The organism is Janthinobacterium sp. BCJ23 (assembly GCF_059617945.1).
This window is the reverse complement of the sequence record NZ_JCAQAW010000006.1, coordinates 42,999-62,323: the sequence shown is the minus strand read 5'-3', so window position 1 is coordinate 62,323 and position 19,325 is coordinate 42,999. Positions and strand designations below refer to the sequence as shown.

Below are 19,325 nucleotides of genomic sequence, written 5' to 3'. Positions count from 1 at the left end.
CCTACTCCTCCAGCCCTCCCCCCAGCGCCTTGTACAAGGCCACGGCCGACTTGAACTGGTCGCGCCGTGCGTCGAGCAAGGCTTGCTGGGCCGCATACGACTGGCGCTGCGCGTCGAGCAATTCCAGGCGGCTGTCCTGGCCCGCGTCGTAGCGCAGCTGCGACAGGCGCTGGCGCTGCTGCGCCGCCACCACCACGCGCTGTTGGGCATCGATCTGCTGCGCGTACGTGGCGCTGCCGGCCAGGCCGTCGCGCACGTCGCGGAAGGCCGACTGGATCGCCTGTTCGTACTGCAGCACGGCCACGTCCTTGCGCAGGCGCGACAGCTGCAGTTCCGCGCGCAGCTGGCCGCCCTGGAACAGCGGCTGCGTCACTTGCGGCGCGAACGACCAGCTGCGCGCGCTGCCGCGGAACAGGTCACCGAGCTCCGGGCTGGCAAAACCCAGCGACGCCGTCAGGGACAGGCGCGGGAAGAAGGCGGCGCGCGCGGCGCCGATTTCCGCATTCGCCGCCACCAGCGCATATTCCGCCTGCAGGATGTCGGGACGGCGCGCCAGCAAGTCCGACGGCAGGCCGGGCGGCAGCTGCGTCAGCACGGGCTGGCCATCAAGTGCGCGGCCAGCCGGCAAATCGGCGGGCAGCGGTGCGCCGAGCAGCAATTCCAGGTTGTTGCGCGCCAGGGCACTGGCCCGTTCGCGCGCCTGCACGTCCGCTTCCGCCGTCGCGGCCTGCCCTTCCGCCTGCGCCACGTCCAGGCCGCTGCCCTGCTGCGCGCCGTGCAGGCGCTGCGTCAGCACCAGCGCCTGGCGCCAGTCGAGCAGGGTTTGCCGCGCCAGCGCCAGCTGCTCTTCCGCCAGCCGCTGTTCCAGATACGCATCGGCTACGGCGCCGATCAGGGCCATGTGCGCGGCGCGCTGGCCCTGCTGCGTGGCCAGGTAGCGGGCAAACGCGGCGTCCGACAGGGAACGCAGGCGGCCGAACAGATCGATCTCGAACGCGCTCATGGCGATGCCGGCCGTGAACTGGTTTTGCGTCACCGCATCGGCGCCGCGCTGGCGCACGCCGCCAGCATTGGCGCCGATGGCCGGATAGCGGCCCGCATCCTGGATCTGGTACTGGGCCCGCACGGCTTCGACGTTGAGGGCCGCCACGCGCAAATCGCGGTTGTTTTCCAGCGCGATGTCGACCAGACGCTGCAGGCGCGCATCAAGCAGCATCTGGCGCCAGCCCAGGTCCGCCGCAGTGTCCACACTGCCCGGTGCGGAGACCTCGGCATACGCTGCCGGTATCGGCGCCGCCGGCTTGACCAGCGGCGGCGTCAAGGAACACGCCGACAAGGCCAGCGCGGCCAAGGGCGTCATAAAGAATAAACGCATTACAACTCTCCTTCCACCGTCTTGACGGCGATGCGATGACTGCGTTTGTTGAAATAGCTGCTCATCTTGTCGACGGCGCCCAGCACCACGACAAAGAACACGGGCACGAAAAACACGGCCAGCACGGTGGCGGTGATCATGCCGCCGAACACGCCCGTGCCGATCGCGTGCTGCGTCTCGGCGCTGGCGCCCGTGGCCAGCATCAGCGGCACGACGCCCAGCGCGAACGCCAGCGACGTCATCAAAATCGGACGCAAGCGCAAGCGGGCCGCTTCCACCGTCGCTTCGACCAGCCCCTTGCCTTGCGCCTGCAGCTGGCGCGCATATTCGACGATCAAAATCGCATTCTTCGCCGACAGGCCGATGATCGTGATCATGCCCACCTTGAAGAACACATCGTTTGGCATGCCGCGCAACATCACGGCCAGCACGGCGCCCAGCAATCCCAACGGCACGACCAGCATCACGGAGACGGGAATCGACCAGCTTTCATACAGGGCAGCCAGCACGAGGAAGACCACCAGCATCGACAGCGCCATCAGCATGGGCGCCTGCGAGGCCGATTCCTTCTCTTGCAGCGACTGGCCCGTCCACGCCAGCGCAAAGCCCGGTGGCAGCTGTTTCACAAGCCGTTCCATTTCCAGCATGGCGTCTCCGCTCGATACACCAGGTGCCGCGCTGCCCGAAATGCGCGCCGCAGGATAACCCTGGTAGCGCACCAGCTGCAGCGGCGATTCGCTCCACACGGGCCGCACCAGCTCGCCCAGCGCCACCATGCCGCCCGCGTTATTGCGGATGCGCAGGGCCAGCACGTCGTTCAACTGCATGCGCGACGGCGCATCGGCCTGGATGATCACCTGCTGCATGCGGCCGGCATTCGGGAAATCGTTGACATAGGTCGAACCCATGGCCGCCGTCAGCATGTCGGCAATCGCCGTAAATGACACGCCCAGCGCTTCGGCCTTGGTGCGGTCGATGTCGAGGCGCACGCTGGCGCCCGGTGGCAAGCCGTCCGGATACACGCCCGCCACCTTGCCGCTTTGCGCGGCCAGGCCCAGCAACTGGTTCTGCGCCGCCTGCAAGGCAGCGACACCCTGGTTGGCGCGGTCTTGCAGGCGCATGGAAAAGCCCGACGAGTTGCCCAGTTCATCGATGGCGGGCGGCATCAGGCTCATGATCATGCCCTCCTTCGCCTGCGACATGGCGGCCTGCGCCAGCGCCACTTCTTCCTGCGCCGTGGCGCCGTTGCGCTCTTTCCAGTCCTTCAGCATGGTGAACGCCAGGCCCGCATTCGGCCCCGCGCCGGAAAAGCTGAAGCCGAGAATAGACTGGTTCACTTCGATGCCGGGCCGCGTGGCCACGTGCTGCTCGTACAATTTGACGACGTCGAGCGTGCGCTCCATCGTCGCGTCGGACGGCAGCTGGATCGAGGTGATGAAGTATCCCTGGTCTTCCTCCGGCAAGAAGGCCGACGGCAGCTGCATGAAGGCCACGCCCAGCGCCGCGACGATGGCGCCATACAGCACCATCGAGCGGCCCGCGCGTTTCACCATCGCCACCACGCCCTTTTCATAGCGCGCCGTCATGCGCTCAAAACAGCGGTCGAACCACAGGAAGAAGCCCTTCTTGTCATGGTCGTGCGGGCCGATGGGTTTCAACATGGTGGCGCACAGGGCCGGCGTCAGGGTCAGCGCCAGGAATGCCGAGAACAGAATCGACACGGCCATGGCCAGGGTGAACTGGCGATAGATCGCGCCGACGGAGCCGCTGGCCAGCGCCATCGGGATGAACACGGCCGTCAGCACCAGGGTGATGCCCACTACCGCCCCGGTGATTTCACGCATCGCCTTCGACGTCGCTTCCTTCGGCGACAAGCCTTCGGTCGCCATCAGGCGCTCGACGGCTTCCACCACGACGATGGCGTCATCGACGATGATGCCGATGGCCAGCACCATGCCGAACATGGTCAGCACGTTGACGGAATAGCCGGCCATCAGCATGACCGTGAAGGTGCCCATCAGGGCGATCGGCGCGACGATGGCGGGAATCAGCGTGTAGCGTATCTTTTGCAGGAACAGATACATGACGAGGAAGACCAGCACCATCGCTTCCAGCAAGGTGATGACGACCTTCTCGATCGATATCTTCACGAACGGCGCCGTATCGAACGGTACCGAATACTTGATCCCGGCCGGCATGGTGTGCGCCAGTTCGGCCATGCGCGCGCGCACGGCGCTGGCCGTCTGCACGGCGTTGGCGCCGGGCGACAGCATGATGGCGGCGCCCGACGCGGCTTGCCCGTTTTCGCGGATGCTGAAGTTGAAGCTTTGCGCGCCCAGCGACACTTTCGCCACGTCGCCGATCGTCACTTTCGAGCCATCCGCATTCGCGCGCAGGACGATGGCCGCAAATTCGGCCGGCGTCTGCAGCTGGCCCTGCACCGTCAGCGGGATGGTCACGCGCTGGCCGTGCACGGCGGGCGAGTCGCCGAGGCGGCCCGGGGCGATCTGCGCATTTTGCTGCGCGATGGCCGCCGTCAGTTCGCCCATGGCGATGTTGTACGACACCAGCTTGGCCGGATCGACCCAGATGCGCATGGCCCGCTCGGAGCCGAACAGCTGCACCTTGCCCACGCCGGGAATGCGGCGCAGTTCTTCCGTCACGTTGCGCGCCAGGTAGTCGCCCAGCGCCACTTCATCGTGCTGGCCGTTGTCGGAAATCAGGCTGACGATCATCAGGAAGCCGGACGACGCCGATTCCACCGTCAAGCCGTTTTGCCGCACGGCTTGCGGCAGGCGCGGTTCGATGGCTTTCAGGCGGTTCTGCACGTCCACCTGGGCCATTTCCGGATCCGTTCCCGGCTGGAAGGTGACGGTGATCGAGGCCGAACCCGACGTATCGGTGGACGACTCGAAATACAGCAGGTGCTTGACGCCCGACAGTTCGCGTTCGATCAGACCGACCACGGAATCGTTCATGGTTTGCGGCGTGGCGCCAGGGTAGTTGGCGCTGATGCTGACGCTGGGCGGCGCCACCGAGGGGAAGCGCGCAATCGGCAATTGCGGTATGGCGATCAGTCCGAACAGGACGATGAAGACCGCCACCACCCACGCAAAGACGGGGCGGTTGATGAAAAATTGAGGCATGTCGTTAGGCTTTCATGGTATTCAAATGGCGCATCAATGCGCCTTGGCGGCGGTGGCCGTTGCCACGACAGCCGGCTTCCACGGTTGCGGCGCGGCGGTGGCGCCCGGCTGCAGGCGTTCCTGGCCTTCGATGACGACGGTTTCTCCCGCTTTCAGGCCGCCGTTGACCACGTACTGGTGGTCGACGACGTCGCCCACGGCGATCGTCTTCAGGCTCGCTTTGTTCGTGCCATCGAGGACCCAGGCCTGCGCCTGGCCGCCGCTGCTGCGCAAGACGGCTTGCTGCGGCAGCAGCACGCCATTTGCCTGCACGGCGCGGGCGATGCGGGCGCGCACGAACATCCCCGGCAGCAGCTGGCGCTGCGGATTGTCGACCAGCACGCGGACGACGGCGTCGCCCGTGCCCGCATCGACGCTGATGCCCGAGAACAGAATGCGGCCCGTGACGGGATGCGGCTGGCCATCGGCGCCTAAAATGGTCACGGGCAGCTTGTCCGCTCCCCCGTTGCCCGAGGCTTGCAAGGCTGCCAGCGCGGCGGCCGGCTGGCGCACGTCGACGTACACCTTGTCGATCTGCTGAATGCGCGCCATCGGCGTCGCATCGGCCAGGCCCACGAGCGCGCCTTCCGTCACCAGTTCGGAGCCGATGCGCCCGGCAATCGGCGCCTCGATGCTGGCAAAAGCCAGGTCCAGGCGGCGGCGCGCCAGGGCGGCACGCGCCTGCGCCACGGTGGCCACGGCCTGCTCGCGCTGGGCCACGGCGTCGTCATACGCCTGGCGGCTGATGGCGTCCGCCTCGACCAGCGGTTTTAACCTGTCGGCCTGGCTGCTGGCGCGCTTCGCCGTGGCCACCGCATGCTGCAAGGAGGCGGCGGCCGAATCGACGTCCGCCTGGAATGGCGCCGGGTTCAGCTGGAACAGCTTCTGCCCCGCTTTCACTTCGGCGCCCTGCTCGAACTGGCGGCGCAGCACGATGCCGCCCACCTGCGGGCGGATATCGGCCGTGCGGAAGGCGGCCACCCTGCCCGGCAATTCATCGCTGAGGACGACGGGCGCCGCTTGCAGCTTGAGCACAGTGACGGCGGCGGGCGGCGCGGCGCCTTCTTCCGGCGCGGGTTTGGAACAGGCGGCAAGGCTGAGCAGTGCCGCGGCGATCAACATGTTTTTCTTGGTGAGGTGGCTCGGATGCATGGTCTTTCTCTATGGCAGATCCCAACCGGCGGTCCGGTCGACAGATAACAAGAGCATAGAAGGCCTACATGGATGTTCCGTCAAAGAAATGTGGAGATTCGATGGAGACAGCGAAGAATGCTAGACTAATTGCATGAACTATCATCACAGCGCCAGCCAGCCCTCCTTCCTTGCCACCACGCCGCCTTCCGCCCTCGTCCTGATCGCCGAAGATGAACCGCAAATCGCCCGCATCCTCGCCGGCTACCTCGAGCGCGACGGCTACCGCACGGCCTTCGCGCACGATGGCCAGGAAGCGCTGAACCAGCACCTGGCGCTGGCGCCGGACCTGCTGCTGCTCGACGTGCAAATGCCCAGGGTCGATGGCTGGGGCGTGCTGGCCGAAGTGCGCCGGCGCGGCGAAACGCCCGTCATCATGCTGACGGCCCGCGACCAGGATGCCGATAAACTGGCCGCCCTGCGCGTGGGCGCCGACGACTACATCATCAAGCCCTTCAATCCGGCCGAAGTGGTGGCGCGCGTGGCCGCCGTGCTGCGCCGCTCGCGCGTGCGCCATCACCCGGTGGGCGGCCAGCGCCTGCGCTGCGGCCCCATCGAAATCGACCAGGAAACGTATGTGGCCAGCGTGCTGCACGATGGCATGGCCCAGCCTCTCATGCTCAGCCTGACGTTGACGGAGTTCCGCCTGCTGGCGCACCTGGCGCGCACGCCGCGGCGCGTTTGCAGCCGCCTGGAATTGCTCGAGTCGTGCATGCCCGAGAGCAATTCAATGGAACGCACGGTGGACAGCCACGTCAGCAAGCTGCGCAAGAAGCTGGAAGAAGCGGGCGTGATGAACATGCCGGCCAGCCTGCGCGGCGTGGGCTACCGTCTCGAAAGCGAGCTCTGATGCGCTTCACAGGCTTGAACCGGCAGATCATCCTGTCGATGTCCGTGCTGATGGTGTGCAGCATCCTGATCATCTGGATCGGTTCCTGGACCTTCTTCGCCATCGCCTTCAAGATCGATCCCGGCATGCTGTCCGAGCCGGACGACTGGTCGCCCAGCACCGTCGAGTGGCTGTGGATCTTCGCCATCACCATCTTCGGCCTGGGCCTGGCCGCGTTTTTCGCCCTCAAGCTGGCCGCGCGCATTCTCAAACCGATCAATTCCGTGATGGACAGCGTGCGCCGCGTGGCCCATGGCGACCTGTCCGCGCGCGCGTTCGCCGGCGACCGCAGCCTGGGCGAGACAGCCATGCTGGTCGACAACTTCAACAGCATGGCCGAGCGCCTGCAGCGGGGAGCACAGGAAAGCGAAACGTGGAATGCGGCCATCGCGCACGAACTGCGCACGCCCGTGACCATCCTGCGCGGCACCTTGCAAGGCGTCGTCGATGGGGTCTTCAAGCCCGAGGAAGTGCCGTTTTCCAGCCTGCTGGCGCAAGTGGAAGACCTGGGCCGCCTGATCGAGGACTTGCGCACCCTGAGCCTGGCCGACAGCGGCCACATGCAACTGCGCATGGCGTGGACGGACCTGACCTTGGAAATCGAGGAAGTGGGCCGGTTGCTGGCGCAGGAAATGGAAGCGGCCGGTTTTACCTTGCAACTGCACCTGTCCGACCATCCCGTCTGCTGCGACGCGGCGCGCATCCGGCAAATCGTGCTGGCCCTGCTCGACAATGCGCGCCGCTATGCGCATCCGGGCCTGCTGCGCGTGCGCACCCGCGTGCAGGCCGGCCAGTATTACCTGAGCGTCGAGGATGCGGGCCCTGGCATTGCCGAGGAACTGGCGCCGCACGTGTTCGAAGCCTTCCGCCGCGGCGACAGCGCCAGGGTCGACCTGAACGCGGGCAGCGGCCTGGGCCTGGCCGTGGTCGAAGCCATCGCGCGCGCGCATGGCGGCAGCGCCGTCTGCACGCGTGGCAAGGCGGGCGGCAGTCTGTTCACCGTCAAGTGGCCGGTCGAACATGCCGCACCGTCGCCCGCCGGCTGATTGACTACGCCGTCGGCGCGCGCAGCATGTCGACAAAGGCGCGCAAGACGGCCGGCATCTGGCGCCGGCTCGGGTAATACAGGAAGTAACGGGGCGGCGGCGGCAGGCAACTCTCCAGCACGCACGCCAGGCGCCCCGCCGCGATATCGGCGCGCGCATCGGCCTCGTACACATAGGCCAGTCCCGCGCCATCGCGGGCCGCGCGCAGCATCAGTTCATCGTCATCGAACACCAGCGGGCCGCCGACGGCGATGCTGAAGCCCTCGCCTGCCTGCTCGAACTCCCACGCATACTGGCGCCCGCTGGGAAAGCGCCGGCCTATGCAGGCGTGGCTCAGCAGCGCGCGCGGCGTGCTTGGTGCGCCATGCACGGCCAGGTAGGCGGGCGACGCCACCACCACGAACGGCTGCGGCGCGCCGACAGGCACGGCGATCATGTCGGCCGCCACCTGCTCGCCGAAGCGGATGCCCGCGTCAAAACCATCGCGCACGATATCGATCATGCCGTCGTCGGTCACCACTTCCACCTGCACGCGCGGATTACGGGCGACAAAACTGGCCAGCATGGGCGCGAGCAGCAAGCGCGCGGCCGGACGGGGCACGTTCAGGCGCAGCTTGCCTGCCGGCACATCCTGCAAGGTGCTCAGGTCCAGCAAGGCATCATCGATTTCGCGCATGGCCGGCGCCAGCCGCGTCAGCAGCAGCTGCCCCGCCTCCGTCGGCGTGACGCTGCGCGTGGTGCGGTTCAGCAGGCGCACGCCCAGCCGCTCTTCCAGCGCGCGCAGCGCATGGCTGAGGGCGGAGGCGGATACGCCCCGTTCCAGGGCCGCCTTGCGGAAGCTGCGCAGGCGGGCGACAGCGGCAAAGGCCGTCAATTCGTTCAGGTCAGCCATCATTCATGAGTTTCATTCAGTAATACATGCAGGATAAGCTATCTTATCGCATGCTGTGCGCCCGCCCATACTCTGTGTTCCAACTATTAACGAGGAATGCAATGGACAATCACCGAACACTGGGCAACTCCGGCTTGCGCGTCGCCCCCATCGGCCTGGGCTGCATGGGCATGAGCTTTGCCTACGGCGGCGCGGACGAGGCCACCTCGCTGCGCGTGCTGCACCGCGCCGTGGAACTGGGCGTGACCCTGATCGACACGGCGGAAGTCTACGGCCCCTATGCCAACGAGGACTTGGTAGGCCGCGCCCTGAAGGAACTGCGCGGCAAGGTCAGCATCGCCACCAAGTTCGGCTTCAAGATCTTGCCCCACGGCCAGGGCGTGGAACGCATGGCGGGTGTCGACAGCCGCCCCGAGCACATCGTCCAGGCCGTGGAAGCGTCGCTGTCGAGGCTCGGCATCGAGTGCATCGACTTGCTGTACCAGCACCGCGTGGACCCCGCCGTGCCCATCGAAGACGTGGTGGGCGCCATGGCCGGTCTGGTGCAGGCAGGCAAGGTGCGCCACCTGGGCCTGTCGGAAGTGTCGGCCGCCACCCTGCGCCGCGCCCATGCCGTGCACCCGATCGCCGCCGTCCAGTCCGAATATTCGCTGTGGAGCCGCGACGTGGAAGCCGAGGTGCTGCCCGCCTGCCGGGAGCTGGGCATCGGCTTCGTACCCTACAGCCCGCTGGGCCGGGGTTTCCTGACGGGCCAGCTGAACTCCAGCGCCGCGCTGGCGCCAGACGACTACCGCCACAGCCTGCCACGCTTCCAGCCGTCCGCGATGGCGGCCAACGCCCACCACGTTGCCGAGCTGCAGCGCCTGGCCGCCGCACGCGGCGCCACGGCGGCGCAACTGGCGCTGGCCTGGCTGCTGGCGCAAGGTACTGACATCGTACCGATACCGGGCGCCCGCAGCCTGGTGCACCTGGAAGAGAATGTGGCCGCCGGCCAAATCACATTGAGCGAAAGCGAGCTGGCCGCCATCGGCGCCGCCATCGCGCCCGCCAGCGTGCAGGGTGCGCGCTACCCGGACGTGGAGCTTGCCATGGTTGGCCTGTAGACAACCATGCTGGAGTGCGCTAACTTGAGTACGGTAAGCAATTCTTTGCCCCTTTACACTTGAAATGCCCGAATCCGCTATCATTTCCAGTCTGAACTATTCATTATGAAAGGGATTTACATGTCCGATTTGCTCGAAACACTGCAATGGCGCTACGCCACCAAGAAAATGGACCCGACGAAAACGGTGCCGCAAGACAAGGTCGAGCGCATTCTGGAAGCCGTGCGCCTGACGGCCAGCTCCAGCGGACTGCATCCTTACGAAGTCTTCGTCGTGACGAATCCGGCCCTGCGCGAGAAGATCAAGCCGCATGCGTGGAACCAGTCGCAAGTGACGGACGCCTCGCATCTGCTGGTGTTTGCCGCCTGGGATAATTACACGGTCGAGCGCATCAACAAGATGTTTGACCTGGTCAACACCGTGCGCGGCTTCAAGAATGAAGGCTGGGAAGCGTACCGCCAGCAAATCCTGGCCACCTACCCGCAGCGTGATGCCGAGACCAACTACCAGCACGCGGCGCGCCAGGCCTACATCGGCGTGGGCACGGCCCTGATCGCCGCGGCGCAGGAAAAAGTCGATTCGACGCCGATGGAAGGTTTTGATCCGGCCAAGGTCGACGAGATCCTGGGCTTGCGCGAAAAAGACCTGCGTTCCGTCGTCATGCTGCCGCTCGGCTACCGCGCCGACGAAGGCGACTGGCTGGTGGACCTGAAAAAAGTGCGCCCTGCGCGCGAGCAATTCATCACCGAGCTGGCCTAAGCGCTTCGCCCGTAATTGAAAAGCGGATGCCTTCACCGGCATCCGCTTTTTTCATTCAGGCCGCCTGCGGAAAACGCACCGTCACCTGCAGTCCCCGTCCCGCCTCCCCTTCGGCCAGCGCGATATCGGCCTGGTGGTGCTCGGCGATGTGGCGCACGATGGACAGGCCCAGGCCGCAGCCCCAGGCGTCGTTGCCGTCGGGACGGAAGAAGCGGTCGAACAGGCGCGCATGGTGCTGTTGCGGCACGCCGGGGCCGTTGTCGGACACGCGCAGCAGCGGTCTGCCCTCTTCCAGCACCGCCTGCAAATCGACCCTGCCGCCCTGCTGCGTGTAGCGCAAGGCGTTGTCGATCAGGTTATTCAGCAACACTTGCAAGCCGTCGGGATCGGCTTGCACCAGTACTCTTGCCGGCGGGGCTTCCACCACGCCCAGATCGATGTCGCGGCTATCGGCCAGCGCGCTGTGGTCGGCCACGGCCGCTTCCAGCAATTGTCCCAGATCCACTGTGTGCAGCTGGCTGGCCGTCAGCGCCGTTTCATGCCGCGCCAGGCTGAGCAGTTGCCGCACGAGGTGCGTGCTGCGGTCCAGCCGTTCGTGCAGCCGCGCCAGCGCCACGCGGCGTTCGTCCTCGCTGCCGGCCCGCTCGGCCACCTGCAGCTGCAGTTTCAGCGCCGTCAGCGGCGAGCGCAATTCATGCGCGGCATCGGCAACAAAGGTGCGCTGCGCCGTCAGCGCCGCTTCGAACTGCCCCATCAAACTATTCAACGCCAGCGCCACGGGCCGCAGTTCGGGCGGCATGTCGTCGGCCGCCAGCGGCGTCAAGGTATCCGGTGAGCGACCCGCCACGGATTCGGCCAGCCGGTGCAGCGGCGCCAGCGCGCGCCCCACGACGACGACGATCAGCAGCGCCAGGATCAGCGCGAACACCAGCAGCGGTGCGCCGGCGCGCATGGTCATCTGCCAGGCCAACTGGTCGCGCACGGCCTGCGCCTGCGCCACCTGCACGTAGCGGCCGCGTCGCGTTTCGCCGTACAGGCGCCAGTCCTCGCCGTGCAGCACGACATCGGCAAAGCCGGCCAGCGCATAGCGCGGCAATGCCGGCTGGCCCTGCAGGACGGGCAAGGGCTGGCCGTCCTCGTCCCACGCCTGCAGCACGAACGCTTCTTCTGGATCCTGCGCGGCGGCCAGGCCCGCCTGCGGCTCGAACTCGTCGGGCAAGGCCACGGCCAGCTGGCGCAGCTGCAGGTCGGCCAGTTCATTGGTTTCTTCCAGCAGCGAGCGGAACAGCGAAACGCCGGCGCCGAGCACGCACAGCAAGGTGGCGGCCAGCAAGCCGAGCAGCAACTGGCGGCGGATGGTCAGCATGCCGCCACCCGCATCTTGTAGCCCACGCCGCGCACGGTCTGGATGCAGTCCGCGCCGAATTTCTTGCGCAGCTGGTACACGTACACGTCGACGGTATTGCTTTCCACTTCGCAATCCCATCCATACAGTTTTTCGCTCAGCTGGCGCTTCGACACCACCTTGCCCGGATGGTCGAGCAAGGCGCGCAGCACGGAAAACTCGCGCGGCGGCAATTTGATCAGTTCCCCCTCGAACGTGACATCGTGGCTGGCCAAATCGAGTATCAGCGCGCCATGCTCGATGACGGAGCGCGAACGGCTGACCCGGCGCCGCAGCAGCGCGCGGATGCGCGCCAGCAGCTCGTCGAGATCGAAGGGCTTGACCAGGTAATCGTCGGCGCCGCTGTCGAGCCCGTCGACGCGGGCCGGCGTGCCGTCGCGCGCCGTGATGATCAGCACGGGCAACTCAGCGCCCCGCGCACGCATGCTGCGCAGCACGTCCATGCCCTGCTTGCCGGGCAAGCCCAGGTCCAGCAGCATCAAATCGTAGGCGAAACCGGCCAGCGCCAGCTCCGCATCGTGGCCGTCGCGCACCCAGTCCACGGCATAGCACTCGCCGCGCAAGCCCTCAACCAAGCTTTCCCCGATCATCGGATCGTCTTCCACCAGCAACACGCGCACCTGGGCCTCTCGCAGTCTTGAAAATACCGCTATCTTAACGTGGCTGGAAAAAGCTGGCCTGGCCGCCGCCGCAGCATGTGTCCGGCGCCCGTCGCAGGAATTCACGATGCGGTGACTATGTGCGCATTTGGCACGTTTTTTATGCGGTATATTTTCCTTCCCTCCACGCATCTGGAAAGGCACGCCATGTCCAGTTCCACCCAAGATACCGTCATCGTCAAGGCCGCGATTTATCCGCCCATCGGCATTGCCCGCGTGGGCAACAGCCCCAGCGAATATTTTCTGGGACCGGAAGTGCCGGAACCGGCGGCGCGGCCGGCCGGCTACTACCGCGATGCGTCCGGGGCCATCAAGCGCCAGGCGGCAAGCTTTCGCCTCTACGGCCTGAATGCCGCCGGCGTGGCGGTGGCCGAATTGAACGCCGGCAATGCCGACATCTCATGGTCCGTCACCCTGGCCAACACCAAGGCGGCGTGGTACCAGTTCCAGATCGCGCTCGATATTCCGGAAGCGCATGTCACCCAGCCCTCGTTCCTGCGCAACATGGCCGTCACCGACCGCGCGCAATTGTCCATCACGCCGGGCGAGCGCAAGATCAGCGGCAAGGAACAGCCGGCCGTCGCCTTCGACAGCGGCAGCTTCCTGGGCACGCCCGTCTACCTGGGCGAATTGCGCACGGATGCCATGGGACGGCTGATCGTGCTGGGCGGCCATGGCAAGTCGGCCTCGTGGAATGGCGCGCGCGCCATCACCTTCGCCAACAACGAAGGCTGGCATGACGACACGTCCGACGGCCCCGTCTGCGCCACCGTCCACTACCAAGGCCAGGCCTTGCCCGTCGACATGGCCTGGGTGGTCGTCGCGCCGCCCGATTACGCGCCGCAGCAAAAGTCCGTGCGCACGATGTGGGACTTGATGCGCGACTTGTTTGTTTCCGAAGGCAAAATTACCGCACCTGCCGTTCCCTCGTTCCAGGACGATATCCGTCCCATTTTCGAGCGCCTGTCCAATCTGCAATGGGTCAATGCCGGCTTCGCGGCCGCCTTCGGCTGGGACGGCAGCACGCCGTTCAGCCGCGACGAATGGATGGCGCGCCTGGCCAGCCCGTCCGAAAACCGCAGGGAGTGGCGCAACGTCATCTATAACCAGTTCCGCCAGTTCGAGCGCGACGCCTGGGCGCCATCGCCGTGGCCGTGGCTGTATGGCGATGCGATGGCCATCCCGCCGGCAGACACGCCGCGCCAAAACTGTGCGCTGAGCAATCTGCAATTGCGCTTCCTCAAGCAATGGGCCGACGGCAAGTTCACGGACGACTACGCTCCCGGCAAGGTACCGCCGCAAAGCCTGGCCGAGGTGGACGTGGCCCAGCAACCGGACACCCTGCTGCGCGCGGCCATGGAATTCTGCCTGGCCGACGCCTTCCACCCCGGCTGCGAAATGACCTGGCCCATGCGCCAGGCCAGCATGTACAGCGCGCCGTTCCGCCTGGCGCACCGGCCGCCGGGCTGGGTCGAGCCCGATTACGGCGCCGTCCTGACGCCGGACAATATCGGCAGCCCCTGCTCGGCGCAGATCGCCGGCGGCGTGACGCGCTGGATGGCCGTGCCATGGCAGACGGACACGGCCAGCTGCCGCTCCGGCTACCAGTCCGATTACGATCCCTATGTGCCCACGTTCTGGCCCGCGCGCGTGCCGAACCAGGTGATGAGCAAACTGGCCTACGACACGGTAATGAACCGCGAAGTGCCCGTCGACGACCGCCTGGCCGCGTTCGCCCGGCGCGCCGCGTGGATACGTCCGCTGGGCAACATCAGCTATGAAGAGCAGATCAACAACATGATCGCCGACCTGGCGCAAGTGGGCGTGGTCGAGGTGCGCCCCGGCCCCACGGACGTGACCGGCTTCCCCTCATTCTTGCAGGTGGAAAACCTGCCACCGCCGATAGCCGGCAAGCACCAGCTGCGCGCGGCAGCGGCCATACCGGACGAGTTCGTCGACGTCGACCTGGAAGGCACGGAAAAAGCGCGCCATCTGCAGCGACACCGCTTGTGACCGTGCTGCAAGCCGACGTGCTCATCGTCGGCGCCGGTCCTGCCGGCGCCACGGCCGCCCTGAACCTGGCGGGGCGGCACCGGGTCTTGCTGGTCGACCGGCTGGCCGCCCCGCTGGCGCGCATCGGCGAATCGCTGCCGCCGGCCGCCGCGCGCCTGCTGCAGGACATGGGCTTGCTTGACGCCTTCCTGCGGCAGGGCCATGCGCCCTACCACGGCAACCGCGCCTGGTGGAACGGCGCCTGGACGGAACACCATTTCCTCAGCGATCCCGATGGCCACGGCTGGCACCTGGCGCGCGGCACCTTCGACCTGTGGCTGCGCGACGAAGCGCGCCGGCGCGGCGCCGCCCTGCTGGCCTCGGCCACAGTCGCGGGCATCGTGCCCGACGATGGCGGCTGGAAAGTACGGCTGCAAACGCGGCATGGCCCCTGCGACGTGGCCGCGCGCATCGTCATCGACGCCACGGGACGCAGCGCCCGACTGGCCCGCAAAGTCGGGGCGCGGCGCCAGCGCGGCGACCGGTTAGTTTCAGTATGGCAATACGGACATGACAGGACGCCATCGACGCGTGGCTTTGCTCACATCGAGGCTTGCGAATACGGCTGGTGGTACAGCGCGCCCCTGCCCTGCCAGCGCCGCGTGCTGGCCCTGCATACGGATGCGGACTTGCTCGCCAACAACGCCTTGCGCGACGCCGGCTGGCTGGAAGCGGCGGCGCGCAAGCTGCCCGCTACGGGGGAATTGCTGGCGCAGCAAGGCTATGCGGCCGATACGCTCGCCATGGCCACGCCCGCGCATACGGCCAGCCTGGACGCCGGTGCCGGCCCAGGCTGGTTCGCCGTCGGCGACGCGGCCCTGAGCTTCGACCCGCTGTCGTCGCAAGGCATCTTTAACGCCCTGTACACGGGCCTGGCCGCCGCCGAGGCAGCCGACCGTACGCTGCAGGGAGAGCTGCAAGCCTACCGGCACTACAATGGGGAACTGGCCGCCATCGGCGCGGCGTATGAACGCCACCTGGCGTACTGCTACGGCCAGGAAACGCGCTGGCCCACGGCACCGTTCTGGAGCCGGCGCGTCCCGGCGCTCTAGCTGGCGCGAAAGGCGAATCTCCACAAGCAATGATAGAAAAATCGCATTGCCTCCCGCCATGTCCAGGCACGTCCCTGCTTGACTTCCCAGGCACGATTCGCTAACTTGGCAGTAAAAAAGCGTGTCGTCAGCGCCCTATGCCACTGTCCCGCACAGACCTTGCCCGCCGGCCTGCCCCGGCGCCAACTCCACGCTTTTCATATAGACGGGTATCCTGGACATGCCGACACACGATCATTCCCCGTCCCATCCGCTGGCCACGGCGCTGGCCCTGTCGCTGGGCGCCGCCGTGGCCCTGGGCCTGTCGCGCTTTTCCTATGGCTTGCTGCTGCCGCCCATGCGCGACGACCTGGGCTGGTCCTACCTGCTGGCCGGGGCCATGAACACGTTTAATGCGCTCGGCTATTTTCTCGGCGCCCTGGCCACGCCGGCGCTGATGCGCCGCCTGGGCGTGTGGCGCTTGCTCATCATTGGTTCCGTGCTGGCCAGCATCTTCATGCTGATGTCGGGCCTCGTCAGCGATACGACCACCCTGTTCCTGCAGCGCGTGTGCGCGGGCGTGGCAAGCGCCTTCATTTTCATCGCTGGCGGCGTGCTGGCGGCGCGGCTCGGCTCCATGCACAGTCAGCACGCCGGCTTCTACATCGGCCTGTATTACGGCGGCACGGGTTTTGGCATCGCGCTGTCGGCCCTGCTGGTGCCGGCCGCATTGGCCGCCGCGCAAGACCACGGCGCCGCACATGCCTGGCAATGGCCATGGCTGGCCCTGGGCATCGCCTGCCTGGCCGCCACCGCCATCATGGCCGTGCCGGCGAAGGCGATCGGCGAAGCGCCGCGCGCCCTCGACACGCCGCGGCGCTTCGCCTGGCGCGACTTTGCCCCCAGTCTGGCCGGCTACTTCATGTTTGGCGTCGGCTACATCGGCTACATGACCTTCGTTATCGCCCTGCTCAAGCAGCAAGGCATGAGCGCCACCTTGATCACCGTGTTCTACACCTTGTTGGGGCTGGCGGTGGTGGCGTCGTCGCGCATCTGGGCGCGCATGCTCGACCGCTACAGGGGCGGCGAATCGCTGGCGATATTGAACGGCGTGCTGGGCGCAGTTACGATCCTGCCCGCGCTGACGAGCTTTGCGCCCGTCGTGTTCATTTCAGGCCTCGTCTTCGGCGCCGTGTTCCTGTCCGTGGTGGCGTCAACCACGGCCCTCGTGCGGCATAACCTGCCACCGCAATCCTGGACGGCCGGCATCAGTGCCTACACGACGGTATTCGCGCTGGGCCAGATCGTTGGCCCCATCGTCGTCGGCTGGATCGCCGACGGCCCCGCCGGACTGGAGCGGGGATTGATCGCCTCGGCCATCGCCCTCTTTATCGGCGCCGCATTGGCATCGCGGCAAAAGGCGCTGGCGGCGGGCGCGTGAGCGGCTGTCTTCAGCTGCCGCCTTTATTGCGGTTTGGCATACCTTGCGACACCGGTGACATCGAACAGGACACAACGCTGATCTCCAACCACCCAGGCATCATGTCCCGGTGGCATATAGAAGACGTCACCCGGTCCATATTCCATCTCGGCGCCATCATTCATCCGTACCACCATCCGCCCCTCGAGAACCATGCCGGTATGCGCTGCCTGGCACGAATCCGTTCCCGCAATCGGTTTGACATGCAGGCTCCAGCGCCAGCCAGGCTCAAATTCGCCGCGCCCCATGGTCTGTTCGCCTAGCGTAAAGACAGCCATCCGGCCGGCTCCGTCCTTGAATGGACGCACTTCGTCCGGTTTGTCGATGGACTTCTTTTCTAACATTGCACTCATGACTCGTCCCCCCTTTGGAATTTCTGGAAGTATTAAATTTCCGAATCGGAATAACTGAAATGATATAAAAATCACATCATTTTCCAATATAGTTTAATAATGGAAATTTACAAGCGGAGCACCTTGTTGCATTTACCTCAAGTGAGAAGCCGGACTCGTACAATTGACACTTCCCGGCCACTACTTCAATATCCATTTAAACCTTCGCAGAAAGAACACGATGAACACCGATGCACGAAAACTCCCCCCAACGATGGATGCCGAAACCCTGGAATTCATCCAGGGCCTGTTTGCCCTCGTGCGCGAAGGCGACACCCAGCAACTGGGCGCCATGCTTGCCCAAGGCGTGCCGGTCAACTTCCGCAACGAAAAAGGCGACAGCCTGATCATGCTGGCCAGCTACCATGGCCACCTGGAAACGTCGCGCCTGCTGCTCGAAGCGGGCGCCGACGCCAACGTCCCCAACGACCAGGGCCAGACACCGCTGGCCGGCGTGGCCTACAAAGGCTACCAGGACATCGCCGGGCTGCTGCTCAAGCACGGCGCGAATGTGGAGGGCGCCAGCCCGGACGGCAAGACACCATTGATGATGGCCGCCATGTTCAACCGCGTCGCCATCCTCGACCTGCTGCTGCAACACGGCGCCCGCATCGATGCCGTGGACAGCCGGGGCATGACCGCCGTCTCGCTGGCCAAAAGCATGAATGCGCAGGAGACTTTGGCTCGGCTGATCAGCTTGGGGCAGATGGCATAGCCGATGCAGATATCGCCAGTAGTTTGCGACAGCCACTAGGCAAAAAAACCTAATAGCCAGAGCTCAGCTGTTTCATTGACCCGGCATTAGCCTACGGTTCTGGACGGGAGATTATTCCCACTCGATGGTCAACGAGGTGGCTAAGCGATTGATTTTTCAGTGATTTCCAAACCATTCAGTTGCCGATACCCTCACCGGATTTATCTATGGTTGCCGCTTGGTTGCGGCCGGGATGAGCGAAACTAGTCCGCTCGCCCATACCCGTCACCAGATGCTTCTAGGCAATGACGCCTTCGTTTCGGCACATCAACAATCGCAGCGGTAAAATGCATTCAAAGATACGCCAAGGCAGCAGCGCCGCGCTATCAAGCTGTCATTAGCACAATATCAAGCCCGCTATAGCGACAGAGACGAGGCCATGGCACGCGCTTATCTGTCAACCGCTTTTACCATGTCCCACATCGCCGCCGCTTCTCACGTCTCGAGCAGGACAGTCAGTCGAGCCCGATCGGCATTTAATAAAGCGCAACTTGCTGCAGATCGCGACGGCTAGGGCTGAGATCGTGTACGAATAGCGGATCTGACCCCGGCCCTGCTTCTGGGCAAAAGGACTTGCCATTCAAGACGGTATCTGCCCCCGACCCACATTCATTACATTAAAAGAAAAAACACTATTCGCTGCGAAATTTAACGTCGATCTATACGTGTGGGAAGGCATCTTCGAAAAATTTTTTTTGCTCGTGAACTTCACTCAAATCATCTAGCGATCTACTCATTAACACACAACGCAATGTCCCAACTGCACTTAATATCTCACTTCGGCTATCAATCAATCCTGCATCAATAGCTACACATGCAAGCATTGACCGTAAGATATAAGGATGAACCATGTTGGCATTTTCTTCCATGTACTTCACTGCATCAGAAAGAGAAATATCATACAGAATTTCAAATGCATATGCTTGGTAAAAGACATCGCCAACATGAAGTTTCAGGATTTTCAATGCAACATCTTTAGCTCGTGACTTATCAATAGCTTTAATAACTCCCAAAGCCCCCATAGCATCATCGAAATCCTCCACAATTAATGCAGTCCGAGCAAGATCATTAATATCGAAAATCTCTTTATTTTTATCTTCATCCATAATTAT

General features: G+C 64.8%; 16 protein-coding genes. 8 read left to right on the top strand and 8 right to left on the bottom strand.

Going from position 1 to position 19,325, the window contains the following annotated elements; translation table 11 throughout:
• Position 1 precedes the first annotated feature (1 nt).
• From AC54AG_RS19105 to AC54AG_RS19095, 3 genes are read right to left on the bottom strand one after another with little or no spacing between them, the layout of a single operon-like run.
• Positions 2–1,375, bottom strand: a complete 1,374-nt coding sequence (locus tag AC54AG_RS19105; protein ID WP_496631295.1) for an efflux transporter outer membrane subunit — start codon at positions 1,373–1,375, stop codon at positions 2–4.
• The gene (locus AC54AG_RS19100) at positions 1,375–4,521 is read right to left on the bottom strand and encodes a multidrug efflux RND transporter permease subunit (RefSeq protein WP_072453863.1); all 3,147 of its coding nucleotides are present in this window, start codon (positions 4,519–4,521) and stop codon (positions 1,375–1,377) included. The genes AC54AG_RS19105 and AC54AG_RS19100 overlap by 1 nt, the downstream gene beginning before the upstream one ends.
• A 33-nt stretch (positions 4,522–4,554) precedes the next feature.
• Positions 4,555–5,712, bottom strand: coding sequence for an efflux RND transporter periplasmic adaptor subunit (locus tag AC54AG_RS19095; RefSeq protein ID WP_496631294.1), 1,158 nt, complete (start codon positions 5,710–5,712; stop codon positions 4,555–4,557).
• A 133-nt stretch (positions 5,713–5,845) separates the two neighbouring features.
• Here AC54AG_RS19095 and AC54AG_RS19090 point away from each other — a divergent pair, with 133 nt between their 5' ends.
• Both AC54AG_RS19090 and AC54AG_RS19085 read left to right on the top strand, forming a co-directional pair.
• Positions 5,846–6,601, top strand: coding sequence for a response regulator (locus AC54AG_RS19090; RefSeq protein WP_070306005.1), 756 nt, complete (start codon positions 5,846–5,848; stop codon positions 6,599–6,601).
• Positions 6,601–7,686 carry an ATP-binding protein gene (locus AC54AG_RS19085; protein WP_496631293.1) on the top strand — a complete coding sequence of 362 codons (1,086 nt, stop codon included), beginning with the start codon at positions 6,601–6,603 and terminating at the stop codon, positions 7,684–7,686. The genes AC54AG_RS19090 and AC54AG_RS19085 overlap by 1 nt, the downstream gene beginning before the upstream one ends.
• A gap of 4 nt (positions 7,687–7,690) precedes the next feature.
• On the opposite strand, the gene AC54AG_RS19080 is transcribed toward AC54AG_RS19085, so the two are convergent.
• On the bottom strand, positions 7,691–8,581 hold the full coding sequence (locus AC54AG_RS19080; protein ID WP_496631292.1) for a LysR family transcriptional regulator: 891 nt from the start codon (positions 8,579–8,581) through the stop codon (positions 7,691–7,693).
• A gap of 98 nt (positions 8,582–8,679) precedes the next feature.
• Here AC54AG_RS19080 and AC54AG_RS19075 point away from each other — a divergent pair, with 98 nt between their 5' ends.
• Together AC54AG_RS19075 and AC54AG_RS19070 are read left to right on the top strand one after the other, a co-directional pair.
• Positions 8,680–9,681 (top strand): aldo/keto reductase, encoded by a 1,002-nt coding sequence (locus AC54AG_RS19075; RefSeq protein ID WP_496631291.1) that lies wholly within the window; start codon positions 8,680–8,682, stop codon positions 9,679–9,681.
• A gap of 120 nt (positions 9,682–9,801) precedes the next feature.
• The gene (locus AC54AG_RS19070) at positions 9,802–10,440 is read left to right on the top strand and encodes an NAD(P)H-dependent oxidoreductase (protein WP_496631290.1); all 639 of its coding nucleotides are present in this window, start codon (positions 9,802–9,804) and stop codon (positions 10,438–10,440) included.
• Positions 10,441–10,495: 55 nt separating this feature from the next.
• Here the strand turns inward: AC54AG_RS19070 and AC54AG_RS19065 are convergent, their stop codons facing one another.
• On the bottom strand, positions 10,496–11,806 hold the full coding sequence (locus AC54AG_RS19065; RefSeq protein ID WP_496631289.1) for an ATP-binding protein: 1,311 nt from the start codon (positions 11,804–11,806) through the stop codon (positions 10,496–10,498).
• Entirely contained in the window at positions 11,800–12,465 is a 666-nt protein-coding gene (locus AC54AG_RS19060; protein WP_034754799.1) for a response regulator transcription factor, read from the bottom strand. The genes AC54AG_RS19065 and AC54AG_RS19060 overlap by 7 nt, the downstream gene beginning before the upstream one ends.
• 186 nt (positions 12,466–12,651) lie before the next feature.
• Here AC54AG_RS19060 and AC54AG_RS19055 point away from each other — a divergent pair, with 186 nt between their 5' ends.
• From AC54AG_RS19055 to AC54AG_RS19045, 3 genes are all read left to right on the top strand, one after another.
• Positions 12,652–14,517 carry a LodA/GoxA family CTQ-dependent oxidase gene (locus tag AC54AG_RS19055; protein WP_496631288.1) on the top strand — a complete coding sequence of 622 codons (1,866 nt, stop codon included), beginning with the start codon at positions 12,652–12,654 and terminating at the stop codon, positions 14,515–14,517.
• Entirely contained in the window at positions 14,514–15,608 is a 1,095-nt protein-coding gene (locus AC54AG_RS19050) for a tryptophan 7-halogenase (protein ID WP_496631287.1), read from the top strand. The genes AC54AG_RS19055 and AC54AG_RS19050 overlap by 4 nt, the downstream gene beginning before the upstream one ends.
• A gap of 220 nt (positions 15,609–15,828) precedes the next feature.
• Positions 15,829–17,028, top strand: coding sequence for a YbfB/YjiJ family MFS transporter (locus AC54AG_RS19045; RefSeq protein WP_319993090.1), 1,200 nt, complete (start codon positions 15,829–15,831; stop codon positions 17,026–17,028).
• 23 nt (positions 17,029–17,051) lie between these two features.
• Here the strand turns inward: AC54AG_RS19045 and AC54AG_RS19040 are convergent, their stop codons facing one another.
• On the bottom strand, positions 17,052–17,411 hold the full coding sequence (locus AC54AG_RS19040) for a cupin domain-containing protein (RefSeq protein ID WP_319993089.1): 360 nt from the start codon (positions 17,409–17,411) through the stop codon (positions 17,052–17,054).
• Positions 17,412–17,640: 229 nt separating this feature from the next.
• Here AC54AG_RS19040 and AC54AG_RS19035 point away from each other — a divergent pair, with 229 nt between their 5' ends.
• Positions 17,641–18,174, top strand: coding sequence for an ankyrin repeat domain-containing protein (locus AC54AG_RS19035; protein ID WP_331778757.1), 534 nt, complete (start codon positions 17,641–17,643; stop codon positions 18,172–18,174).
• A 698-nt stretch (positions 18,175–18,872) separates the two neighbouring features.
• Here AC54AG_RS19035 and AC54AG_RS19030 read toward each other — a convergent pair.
• Complete coding sequence (locus tag AC54AG_RS19030; RefSeq protein ID WP_331778756.1) at positions 18,873–19,319, bottom strand: hypothetical protein; 447 nt, start codon at positions 19,317–19,319, stop codon at positions 18,873–18,875.
• Positions 19,320–19,325: the final 6 nt, after the last annotated feature.